Raw genomic sequence first — 15,521 nt, forward strand, 5'->3', positions numbered from 1 at the left:
CCGCGCTGCGCGCGATAGCCGAGCGTGGGCTCGGCTCTACAGGAACACGGCGGGCGGCCATACGCCGTCGGTGGGTGACGTGGCGCCGCCGACCTGTTAACTTGCGCGCCAATTTCTTGGTTTACAGCACTTCTGCATGTCGCTCTCGCCGTACCGCCCCACCCCGTCGCTGCTGTTCCTGGCCGTCTGCCTCGGCCTCGCTTCCACCGCCGCGGCCGCGCCGCAGGCCACCACGCTGGATGCCGTGCAGGTCACTGCTGCCGATGCCAGCGCGCAGGCGCGCGAGGCGTTGAAGCGCGTACCCGGCGCCAGCAACGTCATCGACGTGGCCAAGGCCGACAGCCGACTGTCCACCAGTGCGGATGTGCTGGCCTACCAACCGGGCATCAGCGCGCAGTCGCCGGGCAACGAGGGCACCAAGGTCTCGATCCGTGGCTCGGGCATCAACCGGGGCCCGGGCGCGCATGCCTCGGGCATCGCCGTGTCGATCGACGGGCTGCCACTGACCGGCCCGGGCGGCACGCCCTACGAGCTGCTGGAACCGCTGTGGCTGTCGCGCGTGGAAGTCCTGCGCGGCGCCAACGGTTTCGAGCGTGGCGCGCTCGCGCTGGGCGGTGCCATCGACTACGTCAGCCGTAGCGGTCGCGATTCGGCGGGCGTGCAACTGCATTACGAAGCCGGTAGCCGTGGCTACCAGAAGCGCGGCGTCAGCTGGGGCGGCGTGAGCGGCGATGTCGATTACTTCGTGGCCTACACCGATACCGAGTTCGACGGCTATCAGCGCCATGCGCGTGGCGATGGCAAGGGTGCGATGGCGAACGTCGGCTGGCAGATCACGCCCGACCTGCAGACGCGCTTCTTCGTGCGCTACCGCGAGACCAATCACGAAACGCCCGGTCGCTTGACCCGCGATCAGATCCGCAACGATCCACATGCCGCGAATGCCGCCAACCTGGCCATCGATGCGCGCCGCCCGCAGCCGGGCAGCACCTGGGTGGGCAATGTCACCACGCTGCAGCTCGATGAGGGCTCCTCGCTCCAGGCCGGGCTGGTCTACCACACGTACCCGATGGACTTGAACGAGAGCCTGTACCGGCAGCAGCTGGACTACGCCAACCTCAATGCCACGCTGGACTACCGCCATCGCCACCAGCTGTTCGGCCTGGACAGCGAAACCACGGTCGGCCTGCGCGTCACCCATGACCTGGATGCCGATGTGCGCGAGTCGCTGCGCTTTGCCAGCAACGGCTATGCCGCCGGCACGCGCACGCGTGACTTCCGCCACCATGGCACCGACAGCACGCTGCACGTCGGTAACACCCTCGCCTTCAACGACCGCCTGCGCATGCAGACCTCGCTGGCATTGATCAACACCCGCCGCGATGTTCAGGTGACCTGGCCAAGCAGCGGCGGCCGCCTGCGCGATCACGACTGGGACTATGCTCCGCGACTGGGCTTCACCTGGCGCCACAGCGCCCAGACCCAGTGGTTCGGCAACCTCAGCCGCTCGGTGGAGGCGCCGCATCCATGGTCGATGATCTGGGGCTCGAACCAGTACTTCGGGCCAGGCAATGGCCCGTCTACCGGCCGCCAGCGCGCGCCGGTGCCGATGCAGAACCAGACCGCCACCACGCTGGAAATGGGTGCGCGCGGTGATGCGGCGCTAGGTCGCTGGGAACTGACCGGCTACTACGCGCACGTGAACCACGAACTGCTGAGCGTCGAACTGCAACCGGTGCCGAACCTGTTCATCGCCGAGAACAATGCCAGCCCCACGGTTCACCGCGGCATTGAAGCCGGATTGGACAGCACGCTGTGGCAGGCAGCATCGGGCCGTCTGTCGCTGCGCCAGGCCTACACCTTCAGCGACTTCCGCTACCGCCACGATGCACGCTTCGGCAGCAACCGCCTGCCCGGCCTGCCCCGCCACGCGTATCAGGCCGAGCTGCGCTTCGATCACGCCTCGGGCCTGTACGCCGCGCTCAATACCGAATACGCCTCGCGCATTGCCGTGGACTACGCCAACAGTTACTGGGCTGACAGCCATGTGATCTTCGGCAGCCGCATCGGCTTCGACGCACCCGGTGGCCGCTGGCAGGCCTGGGCGGAGATGCGCAACCTCGGCAACCGCCACTATGCCGCCACGGTCACGCCGGGCTATGACGATGCCGGCAGGGATGTGGCCCGTTCGACACCCGGCGAAGGCCGTGGCGTCTACGCAGGTGTGCGCTGGCGATTTGACTGATTCCCGCAGGCGGCGCCGGGTGTAATCCGGCGCCGTCGCTCCCCGGGGTCAGCCGATTCGCCAGACCGGCAGGCGCTCGCTGCGCTTCCAGATGGCAGGCGCAACGCCGATCAATACCAGTGCCGCCAACCACTTCGGTGAGGTATTGAGCAGGGTCGAGGTGAGCGAGCCATCGACGGGGGCGGCCACTTCCTGCCACGGGTTGTAGCCCAGGTAGAGGATGCTGCCGGCCCACCACAGCAACGCTGCGCTGATACCGAGCAGCAGCAGGGCCAGGGCGCGACAGGTCCAGCGCTGCGAGGTGGTACCCCATTCCCGCGACGCCGCGACCAGCAGGCCCACCACCAGCAGCGATACCAGGGCCACCAGGCCGATATCGACCTTGTGCCCGATACGCTCGTAGGTGCAGGCGCGGCATCGCGCCTCTTCCGCGGCAGTGGCGGCTTCGGCGCCGTCGGCCTGCCCGGCTGCGGGCTGTGCCAGTGCTGCAAACGGCAACAACACCGCCAGCAACGTCACCATGATCCAACGAAACAGCGTCCTGTTCCTGCGTGCAGCGACATCCATGCGCTTGTCCTTGTCAGGGTTGGTTGAAGCCGGGCCACGTTCCGGGGCCCCTGCGCCGATCATAGCGCAGGGCCGGGGAGGAACGAAAACCGCGAAGAGGGCCGTGGGCGTTTTCCGAACCGGCCAGAGCCACGATCAGCGCCATCTGCAGGCGTGGCCACCTGCGCCGCTGCAGGTGCCGGCGCGCACGCACGGCTTCGCTGCCGCGGTTCATCGGCAATGCCAGTGGGCTGGGTGAAAAGCGGCACGAGCGCTTCATGCAGCCGCCAGGGGGCGGGAGGCATTGCGGCCAGGAACGCCGGGAACCTGATACTGCATGCGGACATCCTTGCCGGGCACGCGTAGGTGGTGATGGGCGGAGTCTAGCGCGATGGTAATGATCTTCCGCTGACCTGCTGCGCGTCTCCCGCACGCGGATAGCCGGATCAAGGACGCGCCGCCGCCTTCAGCAGCTGCGCGGCCACCTGGTCGAACGGGCCGATGTCCTGCACTGCACGGCACATCGCCACCGCACCCTCCACGCTGGCGATCACCAGGCTGGCCAGCTCACCCGCCGCTGCCGGGGCATGGCCTTCGGCGACGAACGCCGAGGCGAGGTGGCCGTGCCAGCGCGCGAACACCTCGGCGGCCGCGGCACGCGGTTGGCTGGCCGTGGACTCCACCGGCTCTTCCACGGCAGCGGCCAGCACCGGGCAGCCGGCGCGGAACTCTGAGCGCAGCAGACGCTCGCGCCACATCGCCAGGAACTGCTGCAGGCCCTGCGCCGCCCCACCCTCCAGCAGCGCCACCAGCAGCGCCTCGACCTTGTCGCCGGCCATGTGGGTGGCGCGCGCCAGCAGCTCCTGCTTGCCGCCGGGAAAGTGGTGGTAGGTGGAGCCCAGCGGCGCGTCGGCCAGCTTGGTCACTTCACGGATGCTGGTGGCATTGAGACCCACCCGTGCCAGCATCTGTGCCGCAGCATCCATCACGCGTTGGGGCGCATCAGAGGGTCGCGGGCTCACGGCGGGCTCCTTGCTAAGACAGTCGTCATAGACTAGCGTACCGGCCGTTCTATAACAGTCGTCATAGCCATGAATCTCTGGTTCCGCCTGCTCCATCTGCTGCTGCGCAGCCTGTTCCGGCCGAAGCTGGAGGCCCCGTTCGGGGTCTCGCGCCTGCAGTTCCGGGTACTGCCCAACGATCTGGACAGCAACCTGCACATGACCAACGGCCGCTACTGGAACATCTTCGACCTGGGCCGGCTGGACCTGATCCTGCGCATGGGCCTGGGCCGGGTGGCGCTGCGCGAGAAGTGGGCACCGATCGTCGGTGCCGGCACCATCCAGTTCCGCCGCGAGCTCAAACCGTTCCAGCGCTTCACTCTGGAAACGCGCCTGGTGGGCTGGGTCGGCTCCCGCGGCATCATGGAGCAGCGCGTGCTGATCGGCGCCGAGCAGAAGATCGCCACCCGTGCACTGCTGGTCACCGGCATCTACGACCGTCGCGCTCGCCAGTTCCTGGGCATGCCGAAGATGATGGAAGCGATCGGCGTGGTCGCGCCGCCGTCGCCGCCGCTCAGTGCGGCCGCCGAGGCACTGCTGGCCGCCGATGCGGCGTTGAAGCAGGACGACGCCTGAGCCTCAGGGAGCTGCCACCGGCATCGTGCGTTGTCCGCGCGATACCACCTGGGTGCGCCCTCCCACGTGCAGCACGTACTCGAAGGACTGCCGCATGCGACTGTACGCGCCGCCCTCCGGTACGCCGTAGTTGGCGCCCACGCTGAGGGTATGCCGGCCCGGCGGCAACGGCTTGAGCATCACCCAGTAGCCGTCAGCGGCGGCCAGCCGTGAGTGTTCGTCATCGGCATCCATGCGGAAGCAGCCTTCGCTGCGGACCCGATGCCTGCGCATGTCGCCCAATGGCTGGCCATCCAGCAGCACCACCGCGCTGATCAGGTAATCGTTGTTGACCGCCGCCCCGGCCTGCAGCTCCTTGCAGGACACACGCTCATCCATCTGGTAGTGCGCCATGTTGATGATCGGCAGCAACAGGTACTTGCCCGCCGGCACCACGCATTCGCGGTGTGGACGGAAACGGCCATTGGTGCCGGCCAGGTTCCAGACCGGTCCTTCCTGGCCCAGGTCACACACACGGCCATCCGGGTCGAGGTAAGGCGCGCCACCCTGGCCGTCGGCCCACCGCCACCAGCGGGCAGTCCATTCGGCCAATGAAACACCGGCCACGGGTTCACGCGTCAGCGGCGAAGGCGCCGCCGTGTCTGCACTGAACGCCGGCACGGCGGCCAGCAGCAAGGCCATCGTTGCGCCGCTGCGGCGCAGCCACCCCTGGAATTCCTTCCGCATCACCCACCCCATCGTCCCTGGCGGCCACGCTGCGTGGCCGGCTTCGGCGCCACTGTACCTTGGCGGGCTGGATCCTGTGCAGTGCGGGTGCTGTGCCTACTCCAGCGCCATTGCGCGCTTGATTGCCGCCTCCGCCAGCGGCGCCATCACTGCATAGCCCTTCGCAGTGGGATGCACGCCATCCGCGGCCAGCGGCGGATCGAGGCCACCGGCCACGTTGGCCATCGGCGCGTAGTAGTCCAGATAGACCAGATGCTGTGCATCGGCATAGCGCTTCAACGCGGAGTTCAATGCACGCACCTTGGGCGCAGGCGTGATCCCCGGCATCCAAGGGTACTCGCTGACCGGCAGCACCGACGCCAGCACCACGCGAATGCCGTGCGCGCGTGCCAGGTCCACCATCGCGTGCAGGTTGTCTTCGATCATCGCCTGCGTGGCCGGACCGGTGTTGCCGGCAATGTCGTTGGTACCGGCCAGGATCACCACCACCTGCGGCTTCAGGGCCAGCACGTCCTGTGGGAAACGCACCAGCATCTGCGCCGTGGTCTGGCCGCTGATGCCGCGGTTGAGCCACCCCTTGCCGGGGAAGAACGCGGCACTGCCTTCCCTGCCCCAGCCTTCGGTGATCGAGTCACCGAAGAACACTACACGCGGTTGCCCCGGCACAGCGGGGGGCACGCGTGCGTTGGCGTCGCGATACCGCTGCAGCTGCGGCCAATCAGCCAGGCGCTGCTGCATGAAACGAATCTCGTCAGGTTGCAGCTGCGCTACCGGCTTGAGCAGCAACGGATTGACCGCGCTCGCTTCAGCGGCCACGGCCGGACCGGTCACGCCGATCCCCAGGGCAAGGGCGAACGTTCTGGCAAGCACGACAGGATTACGCATGCAGACTCTCCCGATTCACGCTGACAGTCTAGCGCTTCGACCTGCGATCAACGTGCCGCTGAACGTGCCGCCACGCCGGTCACCTTGGCCGGCATCCACATGCCGGGCGTCCAGCCGCTGGCGGCCAGGATCGCCTTTGGATTGTCCTGCTGGATCAGCGCACGCACCGCATCGCGCTTGTCCTTGGCCTGCAGGTAATAGGCCTTGGCAATGCGGTAGCCCACCCAATAGCCCAGGTCATAGGGCTCCTGCGAACCCGGCTTGTAGTTGTACAGCCACGGCGACAGATCGGTGCTGTCCACATCCAGCGCAAAGGCGCTTTCAACATGCACCTCGCGGCCGCGCGTCCACGCCGCATGGCGACTGTTGCCGACGTTGCCGGAAATCAGCTCGGCGATGAACTCGGCGATGCCTTCGCCCAGCGACACCCGCAGCACCGTCGCGCGCGGATCGCCCGGCTCGAAGTCGGTGAGGCCGGTCTGCTGGATATGGACGTACTCGTGCGCGATCACGTGCACGAACCGATCCTGCACATCGGGATTCATGAAATCCGCCGCGCACAGCGCTTCCAGGCCGATGATCACCCCGCTCTTCGAGGTCAACCCGACCGGCCGGCCACGGCCGACCGCGATGGTCACGGGCGGAAACGCGGCCTGCGGATAGATGGCCTGCAGGTTGCCAAACACCTGCACCAGGCGCTGCTTCACCGCTGGCAGCTCCGCCAGGCAACTGCGGCCGTGCGCATACACCTCGGGCTGGCTGGCAATGGCTTCGGCAATACGCTCGGGCGTGACCCGGCGCGCCTTTGCCAGTTCATCCAGGCCCGTACTGCCGTCGGCCAGGTAGCCGGCCAGCTGGGCGACACTGGGCCTGCCGCTAGTGCTGTCGTAGAGCGCGTAGAAGCGGCTGGCATCGGTGGTGAGGATCTGCGGCCCCGGCGGGGTATCCGCCTCTGCCATGCCGACCGCCCCGGCACAGGCCAGGGCAAGCAGGCAACGCAGGAAACTGGACATCGCTCCGTCCTTGGTGGAGTGCATGCGAAGCGCGCAATCTACCACTCCGCCCGCGCCTCCGCAGCGGGCACATGCAGGCCCTGCGGGGCTGTGCCAGACTGAATCTGGCACCTGCCATGGATGATGGAGCACCGCACGATGATGATCGTTCCCGCGTACTGGGCCGAAGCCCGCCTGCAGGCCCGTTTTCGTGGCCGGCCGGTGGTCGTGCGCCGCTTCGGCTGGTCCGACGAGGGCCCTGCAGAGGCGCAGGCGCATGCCGACCGCCGCGCCAACGAGGCACTCAACGCGATCCTCGCCGGTCAGGCGCTGCCGCGACGCGAAATCCGCAGCAACTACGGCGTGGAGGGCGTACCGATCCGCGAGCAGATCGTGCAGCGCGATGGCGATGCCATCATCACCCGCAACAGCTACGGCGCACTGTGCCTCAACAGCCCCGACGTGCTGTTCGCCGATATCGATCATGCGCAGCCACCGGCCGGTTGCGTGATACCGGCGATCGTCGCTGCGGTCGTGCTGCTTGCCGGTGCGGTCATCGGCACCCTGCTCTGGCACTGGCTGGTGGGCCTGGTCCTGGGCGTGGCGGCAGTGCTGCTGGTCAACGCGGCAGTGCTGATGCGGCGGAAGCAACGCCTGGCCGCCGCCGGCGGCGTTGAAGGACTTGCGTTGAAGCGTGTGGAGGCCTTCAGCGCACAGCACCCTGATTGGCACCTGCGCGCCTACCGCACGCCGGCCGGGCTGCGCGTGCTGGCGATGCATGCCACGTTCTCACCCGAAGACACGCTGCCGCAGGATTTCTTCAGGGCGCTGGGTACCGATCCGCTGTACGCGCGCATGTGCCGGTTGCAACATTGCTTCCGTGCACGGCTGACACCGAAGCCGTGGCGCGTCGGTCTGCGTTATCGCATCCGGCCGCCAGTGGCCGCGTGGTCAGCCGAACAGGCCAACAACCCGGACCGCTTGGCCTGGATTGCCGACTATGAAAAGAAGAGTGCCGGCTTTGCCGCGTGCACCTACCTGCGCAGCTTCGGCGACACTGCCCGCGTGCACGCCAAGGCCGAGCATGTGCGTGACCTGCATGATCGGCTGTCACGCGCGCAGGACCGGTTACCGCTTGCCTGAGCGCAACGGGCGCGCTCAGTCCGCGCCCTGCACGAACGGCTGCCCTGCCAGGGTGGTGCCCAGCCGCACCGCGACCTCTTGACCGTCCTTTCTGAAGGTCGTCGCACACTGCCTTCCGCCCTTCTGGCATCCGACTTCCGGAAAGCCTTCGAGCGACTCAGGCGCGTCCTGAACCGGACCCGCCTGCCACCCTGCCGCATCCATCAGGCGCTTGGCCTTGGCGTAGGGCATGCCGGCGACGATGCCCAGCTGCGCCAGTTCGGAGGGGAGCGACTGAGCATGCAGGCTCGGCGTCATCACCAGCGCCAACACCGCGGCAACACGTTTGGATTTCATTGGTGAAACCCATGGCAGACAACGAAGGCCTGCAGCGTATCGCAGCTTCCGCACGCCTTGGCACCCGCATCACATACGGTTACGCAATCGCAACGGCCAATGACACGAGGTCACCCTTCGGATCAGTCAGGTGCTGTTGAGAACGGCCACGGGGGCCTTGCGCGCCGCCCGTCGCGCCGGCACTCAGGCAGCCAGCTGCGCCAGGGCGACTGCCAGCCCGCTCCCTGCCGTGTCCTGGGCCCTGCACCGGCACGTTGGTAAAACCGACGGTTAAGTTGTGCTGGCTCAGCGGCAGCGACTCGGCCGCAACCACGGCCTGGACCCGGGCCACATTGCGCAGCACCTGCATGTCTGCCTTGACCGCGGCGGCGGCATTTGCAGCTGCGCTGCCGACGAACTCGGTTTCGATGATGCCAAGCCCCTGCTCCTGCAACCCGGTGGCGTAGGCAAGTGTCTCCAGGCGCTGCGCAAGCAGAAAGGCGATACTGGTGACGCAGGCGGTGGCGACGATCACCTGCAGCAACAGGATGCCGGCCACCAGCCGGTTCTTCTTCATCGCACGAGCAAAACGCAGATGCATCGCATTCTGTGAAGCCTGCGCCTCTCTCGCTTGTTCAGCGACCGCGCTGGCGCTCGATTTCCGCGTGCAGTCCCTGCAGCTGCGCCAGGTACCGCTGGAAAACGCCCAGATCCTCCTCGACCAGGCGTGACCAGTCGGGCTTCGCATTCAGCAACTGCTCGACCTGCTGCTGCGGCGGGCGATCAAACCCCTCGCCCAGGACTGCCAGGTAGCGCTCCCTGAATCCCTCCGGATCCTGCTGGTCCTGTGCGAAGAGCTGCACCGCAATCAGTCCGGCATGCAGGTAATTGGCCAGGTAAAGCGGATCCTCATACATCAGCCGCTTGGATACCCAGGTGCTGCGCAGCTCGGGATACTGCTCCGATGCGCCCCCGTACCTGCCCAGTACCTTCATCGTCAGCGCATCAAGCGCGTCTGCGTTACCAACCTCATCGGCGGCCACTTCCTGATAGATGGACTGTTCCAGATCGGCCTCTTCAGACGATACGAACAGCTGCAGGATGATGTCATCGAGCAACGACTTCAGGTAATACGCCTTGGCACGTGGATCACTGGCCTGCCGGTAGAGCTGATCGCGGAACTTCAGCTCGTTGTAGATGGCGAAGGCCTCGGTCAACCACTTGTTGCCGTTGCGCTGGAATGATGATGCGCCGCCGCGCTGCATCCACTGGCCATGCATGGCATGGCCGGCTTCGTGAGCGATCTGGACATCCCCCTCCAGATCGCCTTGGCGATGGCCGACGAACAGCAACGAAGGCACGCCGGGGGCGCTGATCGAAAACGCATCCATCGCGCGCCGCCCTGCCGATCCGCCCAGATCCATGCGTCCACCCGCCGGATCGAGCAGCCCGCGCAGCCCTGTCACGTAGTCCGGCCCCAGCACCTGCATCGATGCCGCCGCCGCATCACGCAACTGCGCCAGGTCAAGCGGCGGAGGGATATAGCCCGCATCAGGCAGGTCCATGTCCCAGATCTGCGGAGAGGCCTGGCCCATGTGTTCCAGATGGGTCAACTGCATCTGCTGATAGTTCCGTCGCAGCGGCGCGTGGCGCGCTACCGCCGCCAGTGTCGTGTCGACGGCGGCCTGATCCAGGCCCATGTGCCGGTAGCTGCGGTCAGGCGCAGTTCCATCGCCCTGCAGTTCAGACGCTTGCTCGTTGAGGCGGGCCAGGCCCAGCAGCACCGTTGCCATTTCGCTGCGCCGCGACGCCATTCCCTGCCAGTAGGCACGCCATGCCGCTTCGCGCACTGAACGATCCGGCAGGCGGGAAAGGGCTCGCGCGTCGGTGCGACTGTCGAGCGTGCGGCCTTCATGTTCGAAGCGCGCAAAGGGCGCCGACTGCAGCAGCTGCCGATGCAGTCGCCCGAAGCTGTCCAGCGCCGGGTCGGCCAACGTGTCAACTGCATCCACCAGCGCTGCATTGGCCGGCTGCACATCCTCCCGCAACGCCCGTTCACGCAGGTCGGCATGCGGCTCCATCCAGGCAGCGTGCGCGGGCGCATCACGCAATGCCTGCTTGGCAATCGCCGCGATGCGTCCACATGAGCTGGCGACTTCGCCCTGGGTGTTGGCCAGCCGGGCATCATCGGCATTGCGCGCGGCCTGAAGATGCAGGTAGCCATGGTGCCGGAGGCACTCGCCATACAGCTGTTCGGCCTGGTGGAACCTCACGTCTGCCGGCGCATGAAGGGCCTTGAGGGCAAGGGTCCTGCGCTCAAGGTTCTGCCATGCCTCACGTTCAATGGAGGCGCTGCCAAAGTAGCTGCGGTCATCTGCCCGCAGGGCCTGCGCTTCCACTCCGTGTGTCATCCCGGCCAACAGCGTCGCGATGACGAAAGTGATGGCGCGCATCCCATTGCGATGCATCGATGTCTCCTGGTCTGTTCCCATTCCCAGCTTATCAGCCTGGGTTGACCCGGATGCCGCTTGGCACGTGGCTTCCCGATTCCCGATTGCGCTTCCGGATCGAGCCCGTCTGCCCACTCACATACCGATACAACAAGGCCGCCCGGAGGCGGCCTTGGCGTTCTTCACTTGGCGTTCTTCACGTAGGTATCGAACCAGTGCAGCATTTCCGCAACCAGCTGTTCGTTCGATTCCAGCGCGGTATACCAGTGCGGCTCATTCGGCAGCATCACCAGGCGGGTGGTACCGCCGTTGCCACGGATCGCCTGGTACAGCTTGCGCGACTGGAACGGCTCGGTGCCCGGGTTGGCGTCGTCCTCGCCGTGGACCAGCAGCAGCGGCAGCTTGATCTTGTCGGCATAGAAGAACGGCGAGGCCTTCAGGTAGACATCCTGCGCCTGCCACACCGAGCGACGCTCGTTCTGGAAGCCGAACGGGGTGAAGGTCTTGTTGTACGAACCGCTGGTCGCCACGCCCGCCTTGAACAGCGTGGTGTGCGCGATCAGGTTGGCGGTCATCAGGCCGCCGTGGCTGTGGCCGGTCACGCCGATGCGGTTGCGGTCGACCACGCCCATGTCCACCGCCTTGTCGACCGCCGCCTTGGCATCGGCTTCCAGCTGCTCCAGGTAGGTATCGTAAGCGTTCTTCGGGTCACCCACGATCGGGAACGAGGCATTGTCGATGAGCGCGTAGCCGGCCAGCAGCATCAGGCGGTACGGCTGCAGACGGGTAAAGGTCTGCTGCGAACCGGACACCTGCCCCGCCTGCGCGGCGTTGGCGAAGTCGGCCGGATAGGCGTACAGGATCGCCGGCACGCGCTGGCCTTCCTTGTAGCCCGGCGGCGTGTACAGGGTGAACGACAGGTCCACGCCGTCGGCGCGCTTGTAGGTCACCAGCTGCTTCTTGATCTGGCGCACCTCCGGGGTCGGGTCGATCAGCTTGGTCAGCGCGGTCGCGGTGGACGCGAACTGCGCCTCGCCGGCCTTCGCGTCGGCCACCGCATCACCCTGCTGGCGGATGAAGGCATTCGGCGGATCGATCACCGACTGGTGCCAGGTCAGGTAGCGGCCCGGCGTGTTGCTGAAACCGAGGAACTGCTCGTAGGCATCGGCGCTGCTGCGGAACAGGCGCTCGCTCTTCAGCGTGCCCAGGTCCAGGCGGTCGAGGAACGGGCGGTCGCCCTGTGGCGACGCACCGCGGCCACTGAGGAACACATGGTTGCCCTCGCGGCGCACGACCTGCGCGCCATTCGGCAGGCGGGTGAACACCAGGTTGCCGGGGTTGGCGTACAGCTCGTCGCTGGACATGTCCCACAGCAGGCGGCCCTCCTGCTTCGGCCGGTCCACATCGACGATGCGGGTCTGCATCCAGTGGCGGTTCTCGTCGTTTTCGTACTGGAACGCCACGGCCGGATCGGCGGTCCACGCGAAGCCTTCGAAGCGCTGTGCGGTACGGGTGATCTCGACCGGCTTGCCGTTGAACGGCGCCTTCAGCATCAGCACGCGATCGCGATGCGGCACGTTGACCTTCCAGTCGCCCTTGTCCAGCGCTTCGGCATAGACCAGGGTGGCCGGATCAGTGGCGCGCCAGTCGAAACCACGCGGACCTTCCGGCACCCCATGCACCGGCACGCGGTCGGCCAGCGGCAGGCTGGCAATCGGCGCGCTGCGGCCATTGCTGATATCCAGCACGGCCACGTCATTGGCGAAACGCTGGTAGGTCACCGCGTGCGAATACGGTGCCTTGATCGATTCGGTCAGCACGTGCACGCCATCGGGCGCGGCGCTGACTTCGTTGAACAGTGCCGGCTGGCCGACCGGACGCACGCTGTTGGCGGTGGTATCGACCACGGCCAGCTGCGACGCAGCGTAGTAAGCGAACAGCTTTTCGTCATGCACGCTGGTCAGCGTGTCGCGGGCTTCGTAGGTACTGCTTTCGCCGCTGCTGCCCAGCGACTCCTGCGCGTCCGGGCCGGTCGGCACGCCGCCATTGGAGGGCGCCGGGCCCTGGTTGGCCGGCACCAGCTTCACCAGCAGGTTGCGGGTGCCGCCCAGCCACTGCACGGTGGAACCGAAGATCGGGTTCAGCTGCACGTTCGGCACCTGCTTCACCCGGCCGGTCGCCGCATCGCCCACCCACAACTGCACGCTGGTATCGACCGCGTTCTGGAACGCGAACTGGCTGCCATCGGCCGACCACAGCGCACCGGTGGCGCAGCCCTGCGGCAGGTTCACCTTGGTCTCCTTGCCAGTGCCGATGTCGACCAGGGTGAAGTCGGCCACGCAGGCCGGAATGCCATAGCCGCCGGGGGTGTCATGGCGGCTGCGATTCTTGGGCTCCAGCCGCACGCCCGCCAGCTTCAGGTACGGCTGGGCAACGCGGCTGATCGATGGGTAGGTCTGCGCGGTGGTCAGCAACAGGCGCTGGCCGCCCGGAGCCACGTTCGGCGTCGGCGGCGGCGGTGCCTTCAGCACCTTGAGCAGGTGCTCCGGCGGCTTCGCGTAGTCGGCAAACGCCGGGCCAGCGGCCAGCAGGCCGACGGTGGCAACGGCAACGGCCGCCGCCAGAGAGGTTCGACGGATCAGCATCCTTATCCCCTGGGGTGTGAATGGGTACCCGGAATCGGGCATGAACCCGAATCTAGCACCGCAGGGGTTGTGGTGAATGGGCCGGAAGGGCTAGTGGCCGGATGGGGCAAAGCACCACACCGGCAGGCGCCGGCCGCAGGCGCCTGCCAGGCATGGCCTGGCACTACTGCTGGGCATGCAGGTCCCAGGTGGCCAGGTAGTCGGGGTCGACCACGATCATGCCGCTGCTGCGCATGCAGTACTCGCCCGGCTCGGCGGGGAGGTAGTGGTCGAGCATCGGCGGCAGATAGCGCTCATGGCCGTCATTCTCGTCCGCCAGCACCACGCCTTCGTCGGCGCTGATGCGCAGCACGGTACCGGCGTACTGCTCCAGCCCCTGCACCTGGCCGTCACCGCCATAGCGGGTGACGCCCACCAGCACCACCTTGCCGATCATTTCCTCGACCTTGGCATCGTCCAAGGGCGGCAGCATGGGAGTGAATTCATCGCTCATCGGTGCACCTCCGTAGCCTGCTGGACATCGTGGATGAGGTTTCCGCTTCGCAGTGCGGGCATCGCTGGCAGCGGGGCACCTGCCCTGCCTGGACTACCCGCATGGGGAGCGCCAGCACGCCCTGAACCCGAGGGTTCGTGACACCGATGCTGCCACCACGGACGGAACGGACAGGTGAAGGCCGAGCCCGCTCGATCGGGCCGCCGGGTTGCCCCTGCACCCACGCTAGAATGCAGGCATGCGCACCGTACATGCCCTCCGCTATATCACCCCGCTACGCGAAGGCGGCTCCCTGCCCGCCGTGGTCGAGACCGACGACGACGGCATGGCCGTGCTGAAGTTCCGCGGCGCCGGCCAGGGCCCGAAAGCACTGATTGCCGAACTGATCGCCGGCGAAATGGCACGCACGCTGGGCCTGCCGATTCCGGAAATCCTGTTCGTCGAGCTGGACCGCGAATTCGCCCGCACCGAGCCTGACCCGGAGATCCAGGAACTGATCCGTGCCAGCGAAGGCCTGAACCTGGGCCTGGACTACCTGCCGGGTGCGATCAACTACGATCCGGCGGCGATGCCGGTGGACGCCGACCTGGCCTCGCGCATCGTCTGGTTCGATGCGTTCACCAGCAACGTGGATCGCACCACGCGCAACCCCAACCTGATGGTATGGCACCGCAAGCTGTACCTGATCGACCACGGCGCGGCGATGTACTTCCACCACGACTGGGCCAATGCCGGTGACGCCTGCGAGAAGCCGTTCGTGTTGATCCGCGACCATGTGCTGCTGCCGTTCGCCAGCCGTATTGCCGAGGTGGATGCAGAACTGGCTGCGCGCCTGACCGATGCCGAGATCGAGCGCATCGTCGGCCTGGTGCCGGACAGCTGGCTGGTGGACGAACCAGCGTTCGACAGCCCGCAGGACTATCGCCAGGGCTACATCTCCTATCTCAGGCACCGATTGAAAGTGCGTGCAGTGTTCGTGCAGGAGGCCATCCGTGCCCACGCTGCACACGTATGACTATGCGGTCATCCGCGTGGTACCGCGGGTGGAACGCGAGGAGTTCATCAACGTCGGAGTGATCGTCTCCTGCCCCGGCGCGCGCCATCTGGAAGCGGCCATCGATATCGATCCCGGGCGCCTGCGCGCCTTCGCCCCGGCGTTGGACCAGGAGGCATTGCAGCCGTGGCTGGATGCGATCGTGGCGATCTGCCGCGGCGATGCCAGCGCTGGGCCGATCGCGCAGCTGCCGGCGCGCGCACGGTTCCACTTCCTCACCGCCAAGCGCAGCTCCGTCGTGCAGATGTCGAGCACGCATGTGGGGCGCACGGCCGATCCGGCCGGCGTGGTGGAACACCTGATGACGAAGATGGTGCGGGTCCCGGCACCATCCGAGTGACATCGATCGGGTAGAGTCGACCGCTGGTCGACTGCCGGTCGCGGGAAGAT

15 protein-coding genes are annotated in these 15,521 nt (G+C 66.8%); 5 read left to right on the top strand and 10 right to left on the bottom strand.

Annotation, left to right across the window (positions count from 1 at the left end; translation table 11 throughout):
- The first annotated feature begins 136 nt into the window (after positions 1 to 136).
- Positions 137 to 2,245 carry a TonB-dependent receptor family protein gene (locus tag AC5P9I_RS00280; RefSeq protein WP_049469003.1) on the top strand — a complete coding sequence of 703 codons (2,109 nt, stop codon included), beginning with the start codon at positions 137 to 139 and terminating at the stop codon, positions 2,243 to 2,245.
- A gap of 48 nt (positions 2,246 to 2,293) precedes the next feature.
- Here the strand turns inward: AC5P9I_RS00280 and AC5P9I_RS00285 are convergent, their stop codons facing one another.
- Positions 2,294 to 2,812 (bottom strand): hypothetical protein, encoded by a 519-nt coding sequence (locus tag AC5P9I_RS00285; RefSeq protein WP_088475934.1) that lies wholly within the window; start codon positions 2,810 to 2,812, stop codon positions 2,294 to 2,296.
- Between the two features lie 425 nt (positions 2,813 to 3,237).
- The gene (locus AC5P9I_RS00290; protein ID WP_049469007.1) at positions 3,238 to 3,813 is read right to left on the bottom strand and encodes a TetR/AcrR family transcriptional regulator; all 576 of its coding nucleotides are present in this window, start codon (positions 3,811 to 3,813) and stop codon (positions 3,238 to 3,240) included.
- A 69-nt stretch (positions 3,814 to 3,882) separates the two neighbouring features.
- Between AC5P9I_RS00290 and AC5P9I_RS00295 the strand changes: the two genes are divergently transcribed.
- Positions 3,883 to 4,428, top strand: a complete 546-nt coding sequence (locus AC5P9I_RS00295; protein ID WP_049469009.1) for a thioesterase family protein — start codon at positions 3,883 to 3,885, stop codon at positions 4,426 to 4,428.
- A gap of 3 nt (positions 4,429 to 4,431) precedes the next feature.
- Here the strand turns inward: AC5P9I_RS00295 and AC5P9I_RS00300 are convergent, their stop codons facing one another.
- The 3 genes from AC5P9I_RS00300 to AC5P9I_RS00310 form a co-directional block, all read right to left on the bottom strand.
- On the bottom strand, positions 4,432 to 5,154 hold the full coding sequence (locus AC5P9I_RS00300) for a hypothetical protein (protein WP_231353103.1): 723 nt from the start codon (positions 5,152 to 5,154) through the stop codon (positions 4,432 to 4,434).
- Positions 5,155 to 5,250: 96 nt separating this feature from the next.
- On the bottom strand, positions 5,251 to 6,039 hold the full coding sequence (locus AC5P9I_RS00305; protein WP_049465883.1) for an SGNH/GDSL hydrolase family protein: 789 nt from the start codon (positions 6,037 to 6,039) through the stop codon (positions 5,251 to 5,253).
- A gap of 47 nt (positions 6,040 to 6,086) precedes the next feature.
- Positions 6,087 to 7,052: a DUF2268 domain-containing putative Zn-dependent protease gene (locus AC5P9I_RS00310; RefSeq protein WP_049465882.1), complete on the bottom strand. Its 966-nt coding sequence runs from the start codon at positions 7,050 to 7,052 to the stop codon at positions 6,087 to 6,089.
- 138 nt (positions 7,053 to 7,190) lie between these two features.
- Between AC5P9I_RS00310 and AC5P9I_RS00315 the strand changes: the two genes are divergently transcribed.
- Positions 7,191 to 8,174 carry a membrane protein gene (locus AC5P9I_RS00315; RefSeq protein ID WP_049465891.1) on the top strand — a complete coding sequence of 328 codons (984 nt, stop codon included), beginning with the start codon at positions 7,191 to 7,193 and terminating at the stop codon, positions 8,172 to 8,174.
- A gap of 15 nt (positions 8,175 to 8,189) precedes the next feature.
- Here the strand turns inward: AC5P9I_RS00315 and AC5P9I_RS00320 are convergent, their stop codons facing one another.
- The 5 genes from AC5P9I_RS00320 to AC5P9I_RS00340 form a co-directional block, all read right to left on the bottom strand.
- Positions 8,190 to 8,510 (bottom strand): hypothetical protein, encoded by a 321-nt coding sequence (locus AC5P9I_RS00320; protein WP_049465880.1) that lies wholly within the window; start codon positions 8,508 to 8,510, stop codon positions 8,190 to 8,192.
- A gap of 79 nt (positions 8,511 to 8,589) precedes the next feature.
- Positions 8,590 to 9,090, bottom strand: a complete 501-nt coding sequence (locus tag AC5P9I_RS00325; protein ID WP_130767896.1) for a hypothetical protein — start codon at positions 9,088 to 9,090, stop codon at positions 8,590 to 8,592.
- A gap of 34 nt (positions 9,091 to 9,124) precedes the next feature.
- The gene (locus AC5P9I_RS00330; RefSeq protein WP_088475932.1) at positions 9,125 to 10,957 is read right to left on the bottom strand and encodes a M3 family metallopeptidase; all 1,833 of its coding nucleotides are present in this window, start codon (positions 10,955 to 10,957) and stop codon (positions 9,125 to 9,127) included.
- 164 nt (positions 10,958 to 11,121) lie between these two features.
- Positions 11,122 to 13,584: a S9 family peptidase gene (locus tag AC5P9I_RS00335; protein ID WP_049465875.1), complete on the bottom strand. Its 2,463-nt coding sequence runs from the start codon at positions 13,582 to 13,584 to the stop codon at positions 11,122 to 11,124.
- A gap of 163 nt (positions 13,585 to 13,747) precedes the next feature.
- Positions 13,748 to 14,077: a hypothetical protein gene (locus AC5P9I_RS00340; RefSeq protein ID WP_049465874.1), complete on the bottom strand. Its 330-nt coding sequence runs from the start codon at positions 14,075 to 14,077 to the stop codon at positions 13,748 to 13,750.
- Positions 14,078 to 14,315: 238 nt separating this feature from the next.
- Between AC5P9I_RS00340 and AC5P9I_RS00345 the strand changes: the two genes are divergently transcribed.
- Positions 14,316 to 15,092, top strand: coding sequence for a HipA family kinase (locus AC5P9I_RS00345; RefSeq protein ID WP_049465873.1), 777 nt, complete (start codon positions 14,316 to 14,318; stop codon positions 15,090 to 15,092).
- A complete protein-coding gene (locus tag AC5P9I_RS00350; RefSeq protein WP_049465870.1) occupies positions 15,070 to 15,471 on the top strand; it encodes a DUF3037 domain-containing protein in 402 nt (133 codons plus the stop codon). Before AC5P9I_RS00345 ends, AC5P9I_RS00350 begins: the two co-directional genes overlap by 23 nt.
- Positions 15,472 to 15,521: the final 50 nt, after the last annotated feature.

The organism is Stenotrophomonas sp. YJH_SMC_29 (genome assembly GCF_059371235.1).

Excerpts from the sequence above, each read along its gene's own strand:
- AC5P9I_RS00280 (WP_049469003.1), top strand. The coding sequence starts at position 137 with ATGTCGCTCTCGCCGTACCGCCCCACCCCGTCGCTGCTGTTCCTGGCC.
- AC5P9I_RS00285 (WP_088475934.1), bottom strand. The coding sequence starts at position 2,812 with ATGGATGTCGCTGCACGCAGGAACAGGACGCTGTTTCGTTGGATCATG.
- AC5P9I_RS00295 (WP_049469009.1), top strand. The coding sequence starts at position 3,883 with ATGAATCTCTGGTTCCGCCTGCTCCATCTGCTGCTGCGCAGCCTGTTC.
- AC5P9I_RS00300 (WP_231353103.1), bottom strand. The coding sequence starts at position 5,154 with ATGCGGAAGGAATTCCAGGGGTGGCTGCGCCGCAGCGGCGCAACGATG.
- AC5P9I_RS00305 (WP_049465883.1), bottom strand. The coding sequence starts at position 6,039 with ATGCGTAATCCTGTCGTGCTTGCCAGAACGTTCGCCCTTGCCCTGGGG.
- AC5P9I_RS00310 (WP_049465882.1), bottom strand. The coding sequence starts at position 7,052 with ATGTCCAGTTTCCTGCGTTGCCTGCTTGCCCTGGCCTGTGCCGGGGCG.
- AC5P9I_RS00315 (WP_049465891.1), top strand. The coding sequence starts at position 7,191 with ATGATGATCGTTCCCGCGTACTGGGCCGAAGCCCGCCTGCAGGCCCGT.
- AC5P9I_RS00320 (WP_049465880.1), bottom strand. The coding sequence starts at position 8,510 with ATGAAATCCAAACGTGTTGCCGCGGTGTTGGCGCTGGTGATGACGCCG.
- AC5P9I_RS00325 (WP_130767896.1), bottom strand. The coding sequence starts at position 9,090 with ATGCATCTGCGTTTTGCTCGTGCGATGAAGAAGAACCGGCTGGTGGCC.
- AC5P9I_RS00330 (WP_088475932.1), bottom strand. The coding sequence starts at position 10,957 with ATGCATCGCAATGGGATGCGCGCCATCACTTTCGTCATCGCGACGCTG.
- AC5P9I_RS00335 (WP_049465875.1), bottom strand. The coding sequence starts at position 13,584 with ATGCTGATCCGTCGAACCTCTCTGGCGGCGGCCGTTGCCGTTGCCACC.
- AC5P9I_RS00340 (WP_049465874.1), bottom strand. The coding sequence starts at position 14,077 with ATGAGCGATGAATTCACTCCCATGCTGCCGCCCTTGGACGATGCCAAG.
- AC5P9I_RS00345 (WP_049465873.1), top strand. The coding sequence starts at position 14,316 with ATGCGCACCGTACATGCCCTCCGCTATATCACCCCGCTACGCGAAGGC.